This window comes from Jiangella mangrovi, from assembly GCF_014204975.1.
GTDB classification, from domain to species: Bacteria; Actinomycetota; Actinomycetes; order Jiangellales; family Jiangellaceae; genus Jiangella; species Jiangella mangrovi.
The window spans coordinates 2,297,926-2,313,977 of sequence record NZ_JACHMM010000001.1; the positions used below are offsets into that span (position 1 = coordinate 2,297,926).

At 72.7% G+C, this 16,052-nt stretch carries 17 protein-coding genes; 5 read left to right on the forward strand and 12 right to left on the reverse strand.

Annotation, left to right across the window (positions count from 1 at the left end):
• Positions 1 to 24: 24 nt before the first annotated feature.
• The 5 genes from HD601_RS10725 to HD601_RS10745 form a co-directional block, all read right to left on the reverse strand.
• The gene (locus HD601_RS10725; protein ID WP_184821716.1) at positions 25 to 1,752 is read right to left on the reverse strand and encodes a sodium:solute symporter family transporter; all 1,728 of its coding nucleotides are present in this window, start codon (positions 1,750 to 1,752) and stop codon (positions 25 to 27) included.
• Positions 1,749 to 2,111 (reverse strand): hypothetical protein, encoded by a 363-nt coding sequence (locus HD601_RS10730; RefSeq protein ID WP_184821718.1) that lies wholly within the window; start codon positions 2,109 to 2,111, stop codon positions 1,749 to 1,751. Before HD601_RS10730 ends, HD601_RS10725 begins: the two co-directional genes overlap by 4 nt.
• 4 nt (positions 2,112 to 2,115) lie before the next feature.
• The gene (locus HD601_RS10735) at positions 2,116 to 2,865 is read right to left on the reverse strand and encodes a LytR/AlgR family response regulator transcription factor (RefSeq protein ID WP_184821720.1); all 750 of its coding nucleotides are present in this window, start codon (positions 2,863 to 2,865) and stop codon (positions 2,116 to 2,118) included.
• A gap of 62 nt (positions 2,866 to 2,927) precedes the next feature.
• Entirely contained in the window at positions 2,928 to 4,115 is a 1,188-nt protein-coding gene (locus HD601_RS10740) for a sensor histidine kinase (RefSeq protein WP_184821723.1), read from the reverse strand.
• Between the two features lie 84 nt (positions 4,116 to 4,199).
• Positions 4,200 to 5,216, reverse strand: coding sequence for a threonine ammonia-lyase (locus tag HD601_RS10745; RefSeq protein ID WP_184821725.1), 1,017 nt, complete (start codon positions 5,214 to 5,216; stop codon positions 4,200 to 4,202).
• Positions 5,217 to 5,299: 83 nt separating this feature from the next.
• On the opposite strand from HD601_RS10745, the gene HD601_RS10750 reads away from it, so the two are divergent.
• On the forward strand, positions 5,300 to 6,247 hold the full coding sequence (locus HD601_RS10750) for a LysR family transcriptional regulator (protein ID WP_184821727.1): 948 nt from the start codon (positions 5,300 to 5,302) through the stop codon (positions 6,245 to 6,247).
• On the opposite strand, the gene HD601_RS10755 is transcribed toward HD601_RS10750, so the two are convergent.
• The 6 genes from HD601_RS10755 to HD601_RS10780 all read right to left on the reverse strand — a co-directional run bounded on the left by HD601_RS10755 (position 6,213) and on the right by HD601_RS10780 (position 12,066).
• Positions 6,213 to 7,037, reverse strand: coding sequence for an alpha/beta fold hydrolase (locus HD601_RS10755; RefSeq protein ID WP_184821730.1), 825 nt, complete (start codon positions 7,035 to 7,037; stop codon positions 6,213 to 6,215). The two genes, HD601_RS10750 and HD601_RS10755, sit on opposite strands and share 35 nt — an antisense overlap.
• 146 nt (positions 7,038 to 7,183) lie before the next feature.
• Positions 7,184 to 8,269, reverse strand: coding sequence for an IS630 family transposase (locus HD601_RS10760; protein ID WP_184820886.1), 1,086 nt, complete (start codon positions 8,267 to 8,269; stop codon positions 7,184 to 7,186).
• 43 nt (positions 8,270 to 8,312) lie between these two features.
• Positions 8,313 to 9,116, reverse strand: coding sequence for an ABC transporter ATP-binding protein (locus HD601_RS10765; RefSeq protein WP_184821732.1), 804 nt, complete (start codon positions 9,114 to 9,116; stop codon positions 8,313 to 8,315).
• Entirely contained in the window at positions 9,109 to 10,215 is a 1,107-nt protein-coding gene (locus HD601_RS10770) for an iron chelate uptake ABC transporter family permease subunit (RefSeq protein ID WP_221440816.1), read from the reverse strand. Before HD601_RS10770 ends, HD601_RS10765 begins: the two co-directional genes overlap by 8 nt.
• On the reverse strand, positions 10,212 to 11,273 hold the full coding sequence (locus HD601_RS10775) for a FecCD family ABC transporter permease (protein WP_184821734.1): 1,062 nt from the start codon (positions 11,271 to 11,273) through the stop codon (positions 10,212 to 10,214). Before HD601_RS10775 ends, HD601_RS10770 begins: the two co-directional genes overlap by 4 nt.
• Positions 11,274 to 11,340: 67 nt before the next feature.
• Complete coding sequence (locus HD601_RS10780; RefSeq protein ID WP_184821736.1) at positions 11,341 to 12,066, reverse strand: methyltransferase domain-containing protein; 726 nt, start codon at positions 12,064 to 12,066, stop codon at positions 11,341 to 11,343.
• 96 nt (positions 12,067 to 12,162) lie between these two features.
• Here HD601_RS10780 and HD601_RS10785 point away from each other — a divergent pair, with 96 nt between their 5' ends.
• From HD601_RS10785 to HD601_RS10795, 3 genes are all read left to right on the forward strand, one after another.
• Entirely contained in the window at positions 12,163 to 12,774 is a 612-nt protein-coding gene (locus HD601_RS10785; protein ID WP_184821738.1) for a PadR family transcriptional regulator, read from the forward strand.
• Positions 12,771 to 13,331 carry a DUF1707 SHOCT-like domain-containing protein gene (locus HD601_RS10790; RefSeq protein ID WP_184821740.1) on the forward strand — a complete coding sequence of 187 codons (561 nt, stop codon included), beginning with the start codon at positions 12,771 to 12,773 and terminating at the stop codon, positions 13,329 to 13,331. Before HD601_RS10785 ends, HD601_RS10790 begins: the two co-directional genes overlap by 4 nt.
• Positions 13,332 to 13,602: 271 nt before the next feature.
• Positions 13,603 to 14,370, forward strand: coding sequence for a Fic family protein (locus HD601_RS10795; protein WP_184821742.1), 768 nt, complete (start codon positions 13,603 to 13,605; stop codon positions 14,368 to 14,370).
• Positions 14,371 to 14,550: 180 nt separating this feature from the next.
• Here HD601_RS10795 and HD601_RS10800 read toward each other — a convergent pair whose 3' ends face one another.
• Positions 14,551 to 15,456 (reverse strand): hypothetical protein, encoded by a 906-nt coding sequence (locus HD601_RS10800; protein WP_184821744.1) that lies wholly within the window; start codon positions 15,454 to 15,456, stop codon positions 14,551 to 14,553.
• Positions 15,457 to 15,557: 101 nt separating this feature from the next.
• Between HD601_RS10800 and HD601_RS10805 the strand changes: the two genes are divergently transcribed.
• A complete protein-coding gene (locus tag HD601_RS10805; RefSeq protein ID WP_184821746.1) occupies positions 15,558 to 16,010 on the forward strand; it encodes a tetratricopeptide repeat protein in 453 nt (150 codons plus the stop codon).
• The last annotated feature ends 42 nt before the right edge of the window (positions 16,011 to 16,052 follow it).

A 16,052-nucleotide genomic window follows, 5' to 3' on the forward strand; every position in this document is an offset into this window, starting at 1 on the left:
AGCAGTATCTCGTGCTGCTTGGCCTCAGGTGCGCCAGCGGTCCTCGGGGTCCCAGTCGCCGCGGTTGAGGTCGAGGTTCTCGGGCGTGTGCAGCCGGACCATGGTGCGGTTCACGCCCGGCGCGAGGTGCTGCTGCGTCCCGAGCGACACCACGATCATCACGAGGAACGCGAGCGGCATCGTCCAGGCCGCCGGCTGGGCGAGCAGCGCGCCCACCCACCCCCCTTGCGGCCCACCCAGGATCGTCACCACGACGGCCGCCGTCGAGGCGCCGCCGCCGGCGAGCAGCCCGGCCACCGCCCCCGGCCAGGTGAGCCGCCGCCACCAGATGCCGAGCAGCAGCAGCGGGCAGAAGGACGACGCCGCGACGGCGAAGGCGAGCCCGACGACGTCGGCGATGCCGAGGAACGGGCTGGTCAGCGCCAGTCCGATCGGGACCAGCAGGGCCAGGAACGCACCCAGCCGGAAGCCGGTCACGGGGTTGCGGACCCGCCCGTGCAGCAGGTCCTGCGACAGCACGCCGGCCACGGACACCGTCAGCCCGGACGACGTCGACAGGAACGCGGCGAACGCGCCCGCCGTCACCAGCATCGACAACGCCTCGCCCGCCACCCCGTCGATCAACCGGGCCGGCAGCACCAGCACCACGGCGTCCGTCCGACCCGTCAGCAGCAGCTCCGGTGTGTACAGCCGTCCGAGCGCGCCGTACAGCCCGGGCAGCACGTAGAACACGCCCAAGAGACCCAGCACCGCCAGCGTCGTGCGCCGCGCGGCTCGCCCGTCGGGGTTGGTGTAGAACCGCACGAGCACGTGCGGCAGTCCCATCGTCCCGAAGAACAGCGCGATGATCAGCGAGTACGTCGCGTACAGCGGGTGGTCGCCGCCGGCGGTCAGCGGCAGCGCCCACGATTCGCCGGTCATCGGGGTCAGCGACGACGCGTGCGGAATGGGCGCGCCGGCCGGGAAGTCCAGCACGGTCCCCGCCGAGACGTCGTGCGGGCCCGGCTCCAGCACCAGCGCCGCGCCGTCCGCCACGACCGTGACCCGCGACGGCACGTCGATCGTCACGTCGGTGGTGACCTCGACCGACGTCGGCTCATCGAAGACCGGCGACCCCGGCGCCGCCAGCTCCGGCCGGCCGTCGTTCAGCCACACCAGCAGCAGGAAGATCACCGGCACCAGCAGCGCCGTCAGCTTCAGCCAGTACTGGAACGCCTGGACGAACGTGATGCTGCGCATGCCGCCGCCGAGCACGCTCACCAGCACGACGACGGCGACGACGACGGGTCCGGCCCACAGCGGCGCCCCGGTGACGGTGCGCAGCGTCAGCCCGGCGGCCTGGAACTGCGGCAGCAGGTAGAGCCAGCCGATGGTGACGACGAGGATGCTCGCCATCCGCCGCGCCGCCGAGGACTCCAGCCGCGCCTCGGCGAAGTCCGGCAGCGTGTATGCGCCCGACCGCCGTAGTGGTGCCGCCACCAGCACCAGCAGCATGAGGTAGCCGGCGGTGTAGCCGACCGGGAACCAGAGCATGTCGGTGCCGTACGCCAGCACCAGCCCTGCCACGCCCAGGAACGACGCCGCCGACAGGTACTCGCCGCCGATGGCCGACGCGTTCCACCACGGCGTCACGGTCCGCGAGGCGACGTAGAAGTCGCTGGTCGTGCGGGCCGCGCGGACCCCGTACATGCCGATGAGCACCGTCGCCAGCGCCGTCAGGACGACCGCGACGATGCCGGTCGACGAGCTCACGGGCGGTTCACCATGTCGCCGAAGTCGCGCTCGACCCGCTCGGCCGCCCGCACGTAGAACCAGGCCGCCGCGACCAGCGCCGGGTAGATCAGCCCGCCGAGCACCAGCCACGGCAGCGGCACCCCGGCCAGCTCGATCGCGCTGATCCGGGGCACGACGGCGAACAGCAGTGGCAGCGTCGCGAGCAGCCCGAGGACGACACCCGCCACGGACAGGCTGAGCCGCAGCTGGGCCCGGAGCAACGCCCGCATGTACACCTCGCCGAGCTGCGTCTGCTCGTCGATCTCCGCGGTCACCGCGCGTCGCCGGGCCGGTGGGCGACGGCGACGGGGTCCCGTGACGGTGACCCGCTCGGTCATCGTGTCACCGGTTGCCGCCGGCCCGCCGGACCAGGCGGTCGCGCAGGTCGCGGGTGTGCCGCCGGCTGACCGGGAGGGTGGTGTCGCCGATGACGACGGTGTACCGCCCGGCGTCGGCGCGCAGCTCCTCGATGGACGTCAGCGCGACGAGGTAGCTGCGGTGGATGCGCACGAACCCGGCCTGCGCCCAGCGGTCCTCCAGCGTCGCGAGCGGCACCCGCAGCAGGTGGCTGCCGCCGTCGGACGTGTGCAGCCGCGCGTAGTCGCCCTGCGCGCTGACGTAGGCGACCTCGCTGCGGCGAATGAATCGGGTGACGCCGCCGAGCTCGACGGAGATGGTCTCGTCGTCGGAGTCGTCGCCGGCCACCGAGGCGGCAGCGGCGCGAGTCCCGTTGACGGCGTCGGTGGCCCGCCGGATCGCCTCGAACAGCCGCTCGCGCCGGTACGGCTTCATGACGTAGTCGACGGCGTGCAGGTCGAACGCGGTGACGGCGTGGTCGTCGTAGGCGGTGACGAACACGACGGCGGGCGGGCGGCGGAAGCGGGCCAGGACGCGGGCGAGGTCGAGCCCGGACAGCCCCGGCATCCGGATGTCGAGGAAGACGGTGTCGACGTGCTGCTGCTCGAGCAGCCGGAGCGCGCCGGCGCCGTCGCCCGCGGTCAGCACCTGGCCGACGTGCTCGTTCTGCTCCAGCAGGAAGGCGAGCTCGGCCAGCGCCGGTGGCTCGTCGTCGACCGCCAGAACGCTGAGCATGGCGGCGAGGCTAGTGCCCGGCGCCCGCGGAAGGCCAGCGTCGCGCGGCAGGGCGGCTTCCGTCACGTCGCGTGCACGCCCGGCCGGTACTTCGGCACCCGCAGGCTGACCTTCGTCCCGGCGCCGTTCGCGGTCTCGATGACCAGGCCGTACTCGTCGCCGAACACCGCGCGCAGCCGCTCGTCGACGTTGCCGACGCCCACGCGGTCGCCGGCGACGTCGCCGGCCAGCAGACTGCGCGCGAGGTCCGGGTCCATGCCGACGCCGTCGTCGTCGATGCTGATCAGGGCCTCGTTGCCGGCGTCCTCGGCGACGATCGTGATGTGCCCGGGATCCGAGCGGCCCTCGAGCCCGTGCCGGACGGCGTTCTCGACCAGCGGCTGCAGGCACAGGAACGGGACGGCGACGGGGAGCACCTCGGGCGCGACCCGCAGCGTCACCGACAGGCGGTCGCCGAAGCGCGCCTTCTCGAGCGTCAGGTAGCGCTCGATGGAGCGCAGCTCCTCGGCCAGCGTGGTGAAGTCGCCGTGCCGCCGGAACGAGTACCGGGTGAAGTCGGCGAACTCGAGCAGCAGCTCGCGGGCGTGCTCGGGATCGGTGCGCACGTACGACGCGATGGCGCCGAGCGCGTTGTAGATGAAGTGCGGCGAGATCTGCGCCCGCAGCGCCCGGATCTCGGCCTCGGCGAGCTTGGCCCGCTCGCGGTCGAACTCGGCCAGCTCGAGCTGCCCGGACACGAACCGGGCGACCTCCTCGACGGCGCGGACCAGGCCGGCGGACGGCCGCGCCGACGTGTACGCGATGAGCGCGCCGGCGACGCGGTCGTCCATGGTCAGCGCCGCGGAGACGGCGTGGCGGACCGGGCAGTCGATGCGCTGGCACTCGACCACGTTCGGCCCGAGGACGTCGGTGTTGCCGCCGTCGAGCGCCCGGGCCGCGTGCCGCCGGACGTCGTGGACGTGCGCGTTGGCGCCGGCGCCGTCCCACGTCACGACGCCGTCGCCGTCGGTGAGCGCCAGAGCGGGCGTGGCCAGCAGCTCGCGCAGGTGCCGGACCGCCTTGTCCGCACCGGCGGCCAGGCCGGCGCGCAGCTCGGGTGAAGCGAGGCTGGTCGTGTGCAGGATCCGGTACGTCGTCTGGTCCTCGGTGGTCCCCAGCACCAGCCGCGAGCGCACCAGCCGGGTCAGCAGGACGGCCGCCAACGACACCGCGATGACCGCGACGACGAACACCACGACCTGCGACTCCATGCACGCAGACCCTACTGGGCGACCTGGTGCCGCCAGGAGGGAGTTCTCCTCGCCATAGCGGGGAAAAGTCCTTCCCGACTTCGCCTAGAGCCGGGCGAGGTTCGCCCCGAGACCCGCCGCAGCGGACGCCGTCGTTCCCGGGGCACCGACGGCCAGGCAGCGGCGCAGCTCGGTCTCGCTCGCGTTGCCGCCGGTGCAGACGACGGCGACGCGGCGGCCGGCGAAGCGGTCCGGGTCGGCGAGGACGGCCGCGAGCGCGGCCGCGCCGGCGCCCTCGGCGAGCGTGTGGGCGTCGCGCAGCAGCCGCCACTGCGCCGCGGCGATCTGGTCGTCGTCGACCAGGACGAAGTCCGTGAGCCGCGACCGCAGCATCCGTTGCGGCAGTGCGAACCCGGACCCGGTCGCTAGGCCCTCGACGGCGGTCCGGTTCGCCCGCCGCTCCAGCGACCCCGAGCGCCACGAGTCGTGAGCCGCGGGCGAGTCCGCGGCCTGCACCGCGATGACCTCGCAGCCCGGCGCCAGCGCCCCGGCGACCAGGCAGGCCGCCGCAGCGCCACTGCCGCTCCCGACCGGGACGACGACTGCGTCCAGGTGGGGTTGCTGCGCGAACAGCTCGGCGTACACCGTCGCGACGCCGGCGATGATGTCCGGCTCGTCGGCCGCGCTGACCAGCCGCATCCCGCGCTCCGCCGCCAACGCCCGGGCGTGCGGCGCGGCGTCGTCGAAGGTCGCGCCGTGCTCGACGAGCTCCGCGCCGAGCCGAAGGACGGCGTCGGCCTTGGCCGGGTTGGGACGCTCGGGCATGACGATGGTGCACGGCACGCCGAACAGGCGCGCGGCGTAGGCCAGCGACTGGGCGTGGTTGCCGGTCGAGTAGCCGACGACGCCCTGGCGGCGCGCCGCCGGGTCGAGCCGCGACAGCAGTGTGATGCCGCCGCGCACCTTGAACGCGCCGGTCGGCTGGGTGTTCTCGTGCTTCACGAACACCGTCGCGCCGGCCGCGGCGTCCAGCGCGGGATAGCTCCACACCGGGGTGGGCGGCAGGTGGCGGGCGAGTAGTCGCTGGGCGTCGAGGACGTCGGGGAGAGTGGGCGGCTCCATGCGTCCACGGTCGCGCAGCACCGACTCATAGGTCCAATGCCGGTTTTCTACGACTCCATCGACACGATCTATGCTTGCTGGTCATGCTGGATCTCACCCGGCTGCGCGTCCTGGTCGCCGTCGCCCGCGAGGGGTCGGTCACGGCGGCCGCCGACGCGCTGCACTATGCCCAGCCGTCCGTCAGCCACCACCTCGCCCGGCTCGAGGCGGAGGCCGGAGTGCCCCTCACCCAGCGGGCCGGCCGCGGCATCCGGCTCACCGAGGCGGGACTGCTGCTGGCCCGCCGGGCCGAGGAGATCCTGGGCCAGGTCGAGGCGGCCGAGGCCGAGCTGTCCGCGCACGCCGGCCTGCGCACCGGCCGGGTCCGGCTGGCGGCGTTCCCGTCGGCGCTGGCCACGCTGGTCCCGGCGGCCGCGGCCCGGTTCGCCGCGGCGCACCCGGACGTCGAGCTCGCGCTCACCGAGGCCGAGCCGCCGGCCGCGCTGACGGCCCTGCGCACCGGCGACGTCGACATCGCGATCATCTTCGCGCACGGCCCGCTCGAGCAGCGCGGCGTCACCGTCGAGCCGCTGCTCACCGAGCCGCTGTACCTCGTCACGCCCATCGACGACGGCGTGAGTGGTGCGGCCGCGGGGCTGGCCGCGTATGCGGACGCCCGCTGGATCGCCGGCTGCGAGCGCTGCCGCGCCCACCTCGTCGAGTCGTGCGAGCGGGCCGGGTTCACGCCCTCGATCGCGTTCGAGACCGACGACTACGTGGCGGTCCAGTCGCTGGTCGCGGCCGGGCTGGGCGTGAGCACGCTGCCCGGGCTGGCGCTGACGGCGAACCGGCATCCGGGCGTCCGCGCCGACCCGCTGCCCGGCGACCGACGCACCGTCGCCGTCGCCACCTACGGCCGCGCGCCGGCGCCGCTGCCGGTCCAGGCCTTCCTCACCGAGTTGCGCGAGGTTGCCGTCCTCGAACCCGCCTGGCCGGCCGGGGCGGAGGCGTTCCGGTCTACGACTGGAAGAACTCCAGCAGGTCGGCGTTGACCACGTCGGCGTGCGTGGTGGGCAGGCCATGGGGCAGGTCTTCGTACGTCTTCAGGACCGCGTTCTTCAGCAGCTCGGCCGACTTCGGGCCCGAGGCGACGTACGGAACGATCTGGTCGTCCTTGCTATGGACGACCAGGACCGGGATCGCGATCTTCTTCAGATCCTCGGTGAAGTCGGTCTGCGAGAACGCGACGATGCCGTCGTAGTGGGCCTTCGCACCGCCCATCATGCCCTGGCGCCACCAGTTCGCGATGATCGCCTCGGACGATTGCGTACCGGGCAGGTTGAAGCCGTAGAACGGACCCTCCGGAAGTGCGCGGTAGAACTGCGAGCGGTTGGCGGCCAGCTGTGCCTGAAGGTCGTCGAAGACGTCCTTGGGCAGACCTTCCGGGTTGGCGTCGGTCTTCACCATCAGCGGCGGTACAGCGCAGAGCAGTGCGGCCTTGGCGGCCCGTCCCTCGCCGTGCCGGGCCAGGTAGTGCGTGACCTCACCGCCACCGGTCGAGTGGCCGACGTGGATCGCGTCGTGCAGGTCGAGGTGCTCGACGACCGCGGCGAGGTCGTCGGCGTAGTGGTCCATGTCGTGACCGTCGCTGGTCTGTGCCGACCGGCCGTGACCACGGCGGTCGTGCGCGATGACGCGGTACCCCTTGGACAGGAAGAACAGCATCTGGTTGTCCCAGTCGTCGGCGGACAGCGGCCAGCCGTGACTGAAGACGATCGGCTGTCCCTCTCCCCAGTCCTTGTAGAAGATCTCCGTACCGTCGCTGGTGGTGATCGTTCCCACGGTTGCCCCCTCTCGGAGCAGGTCGTCGGAGGCGTGACCCGAACGGACCCAGGCTCCTCAGCACACCACTCCCACGACACTAACGGCGCTTCTGCCGGTCCGACAGCCCCAGCGGTGGAGCAGTACCGGGCGGACGCGCAGACGTGCTAGTGTCCTGAGTCGTTAATTCGCGTGCAGTATCTGGCGATGGATTCGAGGATCTGGTCGGCGGTCTTGGTCCACACGTAGGGCCTGGGGTTGTCGTTCCAGGTGTCGATCCAGGCGCGGATGTCGGTGTTGAGTTCGCGGACTGACCGGTGGGTGCCGCGTTGGAGTTTCTTCGTGGTCAGCTCGCCGAACCAGCGTTCGACCAGGTTGAGCCATGAGGAGCTGGTCGGGGTGAAGTGGAGCGTGAAGCGGGGGTGTTCGATCAGCCATCGCTTCACGGCCGGTGTCTTGTGGGTCGAGGCGTTGTCGAGCACGACGTGCACGTCGAGTTCCGCGGGCACCTCGGCGTCGATCTTGGCCAGGAACTTCTTGAACTCGATCGCTCGGTGGCGGGCGTGCAGCGAGCCGATGACCTGGCCGGTGGCGAGGTCGAGGGCGGCGTAGAGGCTGGACGTGCCGTAGCGCTTGTAGTCATGGGTGGCGCGCTGCGGGGTGCCCGGGAGCATGGGCAGGATCGGGGCCGTGCGGTCCAGGGCCTGGATCTGGGACTTCTCGTCCACGCACAGCACCACGGCCCGCTCGGGCGGGTCGAGGTAGAGACCCACGACGTCTTTGACCTTGTCGACGAACAGCGGGTCCTTGGACAGCTTCCACGACTCCTGCCGGTGCGGCTGCAGGCCGAAGGCCCGCCAGATCCGCGAGACCGCGGACTGCGACAGGCCCAGCTCGGCCGCCAGCGACCGAGTCGACCAGTGCGTCGCATCCTTCGGCGTCGTCTCCAGCGTCCGGGTGATCACCGCCTCGACCTGCTCGTCACCAACCGTGCGGGGCCGGCCAGGGCGCGGTTCATCAAGCAGGCCATCGAGTCGGTCGGCGACGAACCGCGAGCGCCACTTACGCGCACTCGACACCGCGATCCCGAGCTTCTGCGCGATCGCGGTGTTCCCCAGCCCGTCACCAGCGGCCAGCACGATCCGCGACCGCACCGCCAACGCATTCGCGCTCGTCGGCCGCCGCGACCACGTCAACAGCTGCGACCGCTCCTCATCAGTCAACGTCACAACAGGGGCAACCGGACTCGGCACCCGCAAAGCCTACCCACTAAATACGAACTATTGACTCACGACACTAGACGGTGCCGACGGCCTGCCGCGCGGCGGGGATGACCAGCGGGGTCCCGGTCTCGGGGTCGTCGATGATGCGGCAGTTCAGCCCGAACACGTCGCGCACCAGCGTCTCGTCGACGATCGCGCCCGGCGGGCCCTGCGCCACTATCTCGCCGTCGCGCATGGCGATGAGGTGGGTGGCGTAGCGGCAGGCGTGGTTGAGGTCGTGCAGGACGGCGACCAGCGTGCGGCCGTGCGAGACGTGCAGGTCGTGGCAGAGGTCCAGCACCTCGATCTGGTGCGCGATGTCGAGGAACGTCGTCGGCTCGTCGAGCAGCAGGATCGGCGTCTGCTGGGCCAGCACCATGGCCAGCCAGACCCGCTGGCGCTGCCCGCCGGAGAGCTCGTCGACCCGGCGGTGGCGCAGGTCGGTGATTCCGGTGTTCGCCATGGCCTCGGCGACGGCGTCGGTGTCTGCCGCCGACCACTGCCGGAACAGCCGCTGGTGCGGGTAGCGGCCGCGGGACACGAGGTCGGCGACGGTGATGCCCTCGGGCGCGACGGACGACTGCGGCAGCAGCCCGAGGCGCCGGGCCGCCTCCTTCGTGGAGTACTGGGTGATCAGCTGCCCGTCGAGGTGGACGGCTCCGGCCGACGGTTTGAGCATGCGGGCCAGCGCGCGCAGCAGCGTCGACTTGCCGCACGCGTTCGGCCCGACGATGACCGTGAACGACCCGTCGGGGATCGAGACGGACAGCTCGCGCGAGATGACCCGCTCGTCGTACGCGAGCGTGAGGTCGTTCCCGTGCAGCCGGGGTTCAGACATGGTGGCGCCGCCCTTCGCGTGCGAGGAGCCAGACGAGGTACAGACCGCCGATGCACACCGTCACGACGCCGACCGGCAGCGGCGACGGCAGCACCCACTGCGCGACGAGGTCGCTCGCGCCGAGCAGCACCGCGCCCATCAGGGCCGCCGAGCCGACCGCCGCCCCCGTGGCGCCGGTCAGCCGGCGCGCGAGATGCGGCGCGGCGAGTGCGATGAACGCGATCGGCCCGGCCGCCGCGACGGAGATGGCGGCGAGCACCGTCGCGGCGATCAGCATGCCGAGCCGGACCCGCTCGGCGTTCACGCCCAGGCCGGTCGCCGCCTCGTCGCCCATCTCGATCATCCGCATCGGCCGGGACAGGACGGCGAGCAGCGGCGCGATGACGGCGACACCGACGCCGACGGCGATCACGTGGTCCCACGCGCGGGTGTTCAGCGACCCGGTCAGCCAGACCTGCGCACCGGCGGCCTGGATCAGCTCGGCGCGCATGAGCATGTAGTGGACGGCCGACGTCAGCATGGCGCCGGCCGCGATGCCGACGAGGATGAGCCGGAAGCCCTGCACGCCGCGCTTGTAGGCGAGCAGGTACACCGCGATCGCGGTGAGCACGCCGCCCGCGACCGCGCCGCCGGCGATCTGCAGCATGCCGCCGCCGGTCACCAGGATGACGAACACCGCGCCGGCCGAGGCGCCCGAGGTGAAGCCGATGACGTCGGGGCTGCCCAGCGGGTTACGCGAGAGGCTCTGGAACACCGCGCCGGACGCGCCCAGCGCGCCGCCGACGAGGAACGCGACGAGCACACGCGGCAGCCGGCGGCCGTTGACGATGAAGTCGGCGAGCGGGTCCGGCGGGCTGCCGAACAGCGTGCGCACCACGTCCGCCGCCGAGATCGTGTAGTCGCCGACCGCCAGTGACGTGAGGAACACCGCGACCAGGGCGGCGACCAGCAGCGAGCACATGAGCAGGACGCGGCGGTCGAACCGGACGGAGACGTCGCCCGGCGCGCGCAGCACGGACGCCGTCGGCGACAGGCCGGTGGGCTCGACGGCGATCCGCCGGCTCCGGCTCCGGGCCGGTGCGGGTGCGGGCGCGCTCACGACGCCACCATCCGGCGCCGGCGCACCAGCGCGATCAGGACCGGGCCGCCGACGACGGTCGTGACGATGCCGACCGGGAGCTCGCCGGTGCCCAGGACCACCCGGCCGGCGATGTCCGAGGCCAGCATGAGGATCGGGGCGACCACCAGGCAGAACGGCAGGATCCAGCGCTGGTCCGGGCCGGTGAACGCGCGCACGACGTGCGGCACCATGAGGCCGACGAACGCGACCGGCCCGATGGCGGCCGTCGCGGCACCGCACAGCAGCGTCACGCCCACCACGCCGACGACGCGGGCGAGCATGACGTTGACGCCCAGCGCGGCGGCGGTGTCGTCGCCCAGCGCCATCGCGTCGAGGGTCCGGGCCAGGCCGAGCGCCAGCACGACACCGACGACGATGAACGGCAGCACCGCGCCGAACGTGTCCGCGTCGCGGCCGGCCAGCGAGCCGACCTGCCAGAACCGGAACACGTCGAGCACGTGCGGGTTGGAGATGATCAGGGCGTCGGTGAAGCCCAGCAGGACCGCCGCGAGCGCGATGCCCGACAGCGCCAGCCGCACGGGCGAGGCCTGACCCCGTCCGACCATGGCCAGCGCGTAGACGACGGTGCTGGCGAGCGCCGCGCCGGCGAACGCGAACCAGATGTAGCCGGTGAGGCTCATCGACCCGAACAGCGTCACGCCCAGCACGACGGCGAACGCGGCGCCGGCGTTGACGCCGAGGATGCCGGGGTCGGCGAGCGGATTGCGGGTGAGCGCCTGCATGAGCGCGCCGGCCAGGCCCAGCGCGATGCCGCACACCAGGCCGAGGATGGTCCGGTTGACGCGCATGTCGCCGACGATCACCTGGTTGTTGACGTCACCGGTGTCGAGCAGCGCCCGCACCACGTCGTCCAGCGGGATGTACTTCGCGCCGATCGCGATGCTGGCCAGGCAGGTCACCGCCAGCACCGCCACGCACACGGCCAGCCAGAACAGCCGCCCGCGGGTGGTGCGCACCAGCCCCGCCGCTGCGGTCTGGGCGTCGTCGACCGGCTGGTCGACGGTGGGGACTGGCATGAGCAGAGGCTAACCTTAGTCGGGCAGAGGGCGCGAATCGTCCCCGTGTCGTTCCCGGCGCCGGCCGTCAGCCGCGGCGCGAGCGGAAGCAGTAGGTCTGGTACGGCAGCACGACGCCGTCCGGGCCGGCGACGCGGTCGTAGAGCTCGGCGACCCGGGCGAGCAGTTCGGCGCGCCGGTCGGCCGGCAGGACCGCGACGTACGAGCGCGACGCGACCAGTCCGAGCAGGCCGTCGCGGTCGAGGCGCTGCTCGTGCCGGAAGGTGCGCTGCTCGACGGGGCCGAACGGCGGCAGGACCTGGGGATCGTCGGCGCGCCGGCTCTCGTGCTCGCCGAACATCGACCAGAGCTCGTCGACCCAGCCGACGGAGTCGTCGCGCAGGTTCCAGACGATGCCGAGCCGGCCGCCGGGGCGCAGGACGCGCGCGATCTCGGGCAGTGCGACCGCCGGGTCGAACCAGTGGTAGGCCTGCCCGGCCGTCACGACGTCCACCGACGCGTCCTCGAGCGGCAGCAGCTCGGCCGACCCCAGCCGGGCGTCGACGGCCGGCAGCACCGTCCGCAGCTGGGCCAGCATGGGCTCGGACGGGTCGACGGCGACGACGTCGTGACCGGCGGCGACGAGCGACCGGGTGAGCTTGCCGGTGCCCGCGCCGAGGTCGAGCACGCGCACCGGCGCGTCGCCCGTCAGCCAGGCGACCGCGTCGGCCGGGTAGCCGGGGCGCGAGCGCTCGTACACGTCGGCGACGCCGCCGAACGAGGTGGCTCGCTGGTGGAACTCGTCGGTCGTCACGTCGTGACTCTAACGCTCTTCGGGGTCTTGTTCTCCGAACAGTCACGATATATCGTCAAAGTATCGCGACAGTTCGACGGGAGTGGGTGACGGGAGATGCACGGACGACGCGGAAGCCACGGCTTCGGGCCGTGGGACATGTTCGGAGGCGGCGGTGGCCGCGGATCGTGGGGCGGCCCGCCGTGGGCCGCGGGCCCGTGGAGTGGTCCGCCGCCGTGGGCCGGCCGACGCGGTCCGAAGGCGCGGCGCGGCGACATCCGCGCGGCGATCCTCGGCGTGCTGGCTGACCAGCCGATGAACGGCTACCAGATGATCCAGGAGATCGCCGAGCGCAGCGGCGGCGCGTGGAAGCCGAGCCCCGGCTCCATCTATCCGACGCTGCAGCAGCTCGAGGACGAGGGCCTGGTCCGGGCCGAGGACGACGGCGGCCGCCGCGTCTTCCGGCTGACCCCCGAGGGCGAGGAGTACGTCCGGGCGCACGCGGCCGAGGTCAACGCGCCGTGGGAGGCGATGTCCGCGAACGCCGAGGGCGAGGACGCCGCCGGACTGCGCCCGCTCATCGGCCAGACGGCGTCGGCGCTGTGGCAGATCATGGCGACCGGCAGCCCCGACCAGCAGGCCCGGGCCCGCGACGTGCTGTCCGACACCCGGCGCAAGCTCTACGGCATCCTCGCAAACGGCGACGACGACGAGGAGGGACCGCGATGACCGGCCAGGTCCCCGGTGTGCTGCGGGTCGGCGACGCCGAGCGCGATGCCGCGGTGGCGGCCCTGGGCGAGCACTTCGCCGCCGGCCGCCTCACCAAGGACGAGTTCGACGACCGGTCCGGCCGCGCCTGGTCGGCCCGCTACGCCGACGACCTCGACGAGCTCTTCACCGACCTCCCGCAGCCGGTCGCCGTCCGCGCGGAGTCGGCGCCGTCGGGACGTCCGGCCGGTGCGGTGCGGCCGCCGTGGCCGAAGCTGCTGGTCATGCTGCCGCTGGCGATGATGGCGATCGGCGGGCTGCTGTTCCTGATCGTCGTGACGGCGCCCTGGCTGCTGTTCATCGTCGGGATCCTGTTCCTGCTCGGCGGCCCGCCCGGCCGCCGTCGGCACTGGCACGGCCAGTGGCACGGTCAGTGGCAGGGCTACGGGTACGACGGCGACAGCGTGCGGCGAGGCGCTCGCCCCGGCTGGGGCCCGCCGAGCGGTCCTCCGTGGGGCCGGGCGGCGCGTGAGTGGCGTCAGGCCGCGGGACCGGGCTGGGGCTCCGGCCGCTCCTGACCCTCGAATCGAGAGCCGGTCCCGAACCTCCGGGGCCGGCTCTCGGCGTCGAACGGGACGGTGCCAACTCGGCGTGTAGACGCTGATGCCAACTGTTGGCACTGACGTCTACATGCCGACGTGAGAGATCCCCGGACGTCGCCGGGCGGCCCGGCGACCTTGCCGGCCCGGCAGGCGAGGTCCAGCTCGTCATCGGTGTGTTTCGTCCTCCATGGTTCGCGCCATCGTGCCTGGCGGCACCGACAAGCTCGCGATCCCTAGGCTGTCGGGCATGGACGATCCGTTCGCGGGGGTGCTCACCCTCACCGGCGTGGGCGCCGCGGCCGCACAGGCTCGCAGCTCCGTCGACGCACTGCTGCGGCATCGGGCACTGCGCCGCGACGCCGGCCGGCTCGCGTCGGAGTCGGCGCTGCAGGGGGCGCGGGCGTCGGCGACCCTCGGCGGAGGCGACGCGGACGCCGTCGACGACCCCGTGCTCCAAGGTGCGCTGCGCGTGACGGCCGAGGTGCCCGAGCTGGCGCAGGTGTGGGGGCGCTCGCCGCGGCAGGCGCTGGCGCGGCTGCACGTGCTGGCCGCGCGCGACCTCGTCGACGATCCCGACCGGCTGGGCCGCCCGCGGGCCGAGGCGGACGCCGTCCGGCTGGACCAGTTGCTGCGCCTGGCGACGGCGCCGACGGCGGCTCCCGGAGTGGTCGTCGCAGCCCTGGTGCACGGTGAGCTGCTGGCGCTGCGGACGTTCGGGACGGCCGACGGCGTGGTCGCGCGCGCGGCCGAGCGAGTCGTGCTCGTGGCCCGCGGCGTCGACACCAAGGCGGTGAGCGTGCCGGAGGCCGGCCACCTCGCGCTGGCCCGCGCCTACGAGCCGCTGGCCGAGGCCTACGCCGGCGGCCGGCCCGACGGCGTGGGCGCCTGGATCCGGCACTGCGCCGACGCGTACGCCCGTGGCGCGGAGGTGGGGCTCACGCTGGCCGAGACGATCTCGGCAGGGCCCGGCGCACATGCGAGCGGCGCCCCGCGTGAGGTAGGGCGCCGCCGCTGACACGGCTGAGCAGGGGTACCAGAGCGTGCATCACGTCCGTCGCCTCGGCATTCCCGGGACGACTGCCCGTACATGGGTCGATCGCCGCGTGGGTTCCCTCCGCCGTGCTCTGGACCTCTCGGTCCGTACCTCATGTGTAGGCCATCGCGAGGGGTGGGCGAAAGGGCAACGGAGAGATCTTTACGTTTCGCAGACGCGGACGGCGAGCCGGACCAGTTCGATCAGTGTCGGATTGTCCAGCGGCTGCGACACCCGGGTGTCCATGGACTCGTTGTGGATGTTGACGGCGACGGTCGCCTCGGAGAAGCGCGCGGCCGCCTCGCAGTCGGTCACCGTCCACAGCGTCTCGACCTGCACCGTGCCGCCGGCCTCGACGTCGACGGGCAGCGGGTCGGTCTGCATGGCGAAGCCGGGAGTGGTCGTCTCCATGGCCGTGACGGTGAGCGGCTCCTGCGCTCCGTTGGTCACCGGCAGCATGATGCGCGCCCCGCTGGCGTCGGCCTCGATGGTCCGGGTGTCGCCGATGAAGACGCCCGTTCCCGCGGACGAGTCGCAGCCGCCCTGCCAGGCCCAGATCAGCTGGTCGTCGCCGGGCTGACCGGCCACGACGACGTTCTGCTCGCCACTGCCGGTGCGGACGTGCACCTGCAGCGTCCCTGGCGGGCGGGTGTCGCAGTCGGCCTCGACGTTCGTCTCGACCCGGACCCACTCGCCCGGCTCCGCCGTGACGGTGTCACCGCCCTCGTCGCCCGTGACGGTGGTGAACCCGTCGACGTCGATGGCGAGGATCTCGACCTCGCGCGGGCCGCTGTTGACGAGGTTGACGTAGAGCCGCTGCGCGTTCGACGAGAGCGGCGAGCCGTACTCGACGTCGATGGTGCCTCTGACCAGGTCGACCTCGCCGTACTCGGCGGCGTCGTTGCGGGCGTTGTTCGCGACGATCCCGACGACCGCGCCGACCACCAGCGCCGCGCCCAGTCCGCCCCAGCGCTGCCACGCCGGAGTCGCGCGGTCGGTGTCGTCCTGCCCGTCGGACGGACGCACGGGGCCGAGCACGAGCGGCTCGGTGCGGTCGTCCTCGGTCATGAAACCGATTGTTGCGTGAACCCGGGTATTTCGCACAGCACAGGGGGATCACGGTTCGTTCCGTTTGCGAGGTCTGCCCTTGGGGGCCATGATCGGAAACCATGGTGAACCGGGGGAACCGGCTCAGATACGTCATGTGGATCGTTCTGGGCGGCGTCGTGCTGCTGCTCGCTGCCCTGATCGTGGCCATCGCCATGGACGTCCAGATCTCCACCGGCGCCTCGGCGGCGATCCTGGCGGCCTGCGGTGTCATCTCGGCGGGGCTCATCATCAGCAGCTCGCGGCTGCCGGTGAAACGGGCGGTCGGCCCGGACCAGCCGGCCGAGTCCGGCCAGGTCAGCGACCCCTCCGCAGGCAACATCTCCAACTGGATGTTCCTCGCCGACTCCTATGTGGAGCGGCGCGAGTACGAGTCGGCGGAACGGTTCTACCGCCGCGCCGCCGACGCGGGCCACGGCCCGGCCATGGCCCGCCTCGGCGAGGTGCTGTACGAGCTCGGCCGCGACGACGAGGCCGCCCACTACCGCGACCGGGCGCGCGAGCTCGGCGAGTAGCCGGCCTCGTCGGGGTCGGGCGGGCGCGGCGGCTGCGGCCGA

What these genes read in the sequence shown, in the direction of transcription:
- HD601_RS10730 (WP_184821718.1), bottom strand. Translation starts at nt 2,111, where the DNA reads ATGACCGAGCGGGTCACCGTCACGGGACCCCGTCGCCGTCGCCCACCG.
- HD601_RS10735 (WP_184821720.1), bottom strand. Translation starts at nt 2,865, where the DNA reads ATGCTCAGCGTTCTGGCGGTCGACGACGAGCCACCGGCGCTGGCCGAG.
- HD601_RS10740 (WP_184821723.1), bottom strand. Translation starts at nt 4,115, where the DNA reads ATGGAGTCGCAGGTCGTGGTGTTCGTCGTCGCGGTCATCGCGGTGTCG.
- HD601_RS10745 (WP_184821725.1), bottom strand. Translation starts at nt 5,216, where the DNA reads ATGGAGCCGCCCACTCTCCCCGACGTCCTCGACGCCCAGCGACTACTC.
- HD601_RS10750 (WP_184821727.1), top strand. Translation starts at nt 5,300, where the DNA reads ATGCTGGATCTCACCCGGCTGCGCGTCCTGGTCGCCGTCGCCCGCGAG.
- HD601_RS10765 (WP_184821732.1), bottom strand. Translation starts at nt 9,116, where the DNA reads ATGTCTGAACCCCGGCTGCACGGGAACGACCTCACGCTCGCGTACGAC.
- HD601_RS10775 (WP_184821734.1), bottom strand. Translation starts at nt 11,273, where the DNA reads ATGCCAGTCCCCACCGTCGACCAGCCGGTCGACGACGCCCAGACCGCA.
- HD601_RS10785 (WP_184821738.1), top strand. Translation starts at nt 12,163, where the DNA reads ATGCACGGACGACGCGGAAGCCACGGCTTCGGGCCGTGGGACATGTTC.
- HD601_RS10790 (WP_184821740.1), top strand. Translation starts at nt 12,771, where the DNA reads ATGACCGGCCAGGTCCCCGGTGTGCTGCGGGTCGGCGACGCCGAGCGC.
- HD601_RS10795 (WP_184821742.1), top strand. Translation starts at nt 13,603, where the DNA reads ATGGACGATCCGTTCGCGGGGGTGCTCACCCTCACCGGCGTGGGCGCC.
- HD601_RS10800 (WP_184821744.1), bottom strand. Translation starts at nt 15,456, where the DNA reads ATGACCGAGGACGACCGCACCGAGCCGCTCGTGCTCGGCCCCGTGCGT.
- HD601_RS10805 (WP_184821746.1), top strand. Translation starts at nt 15,558, where the DNA reads ATGGTGAACCGGGGGAACCGGCTCAGATACGTCATGTGGATCGTTCTG.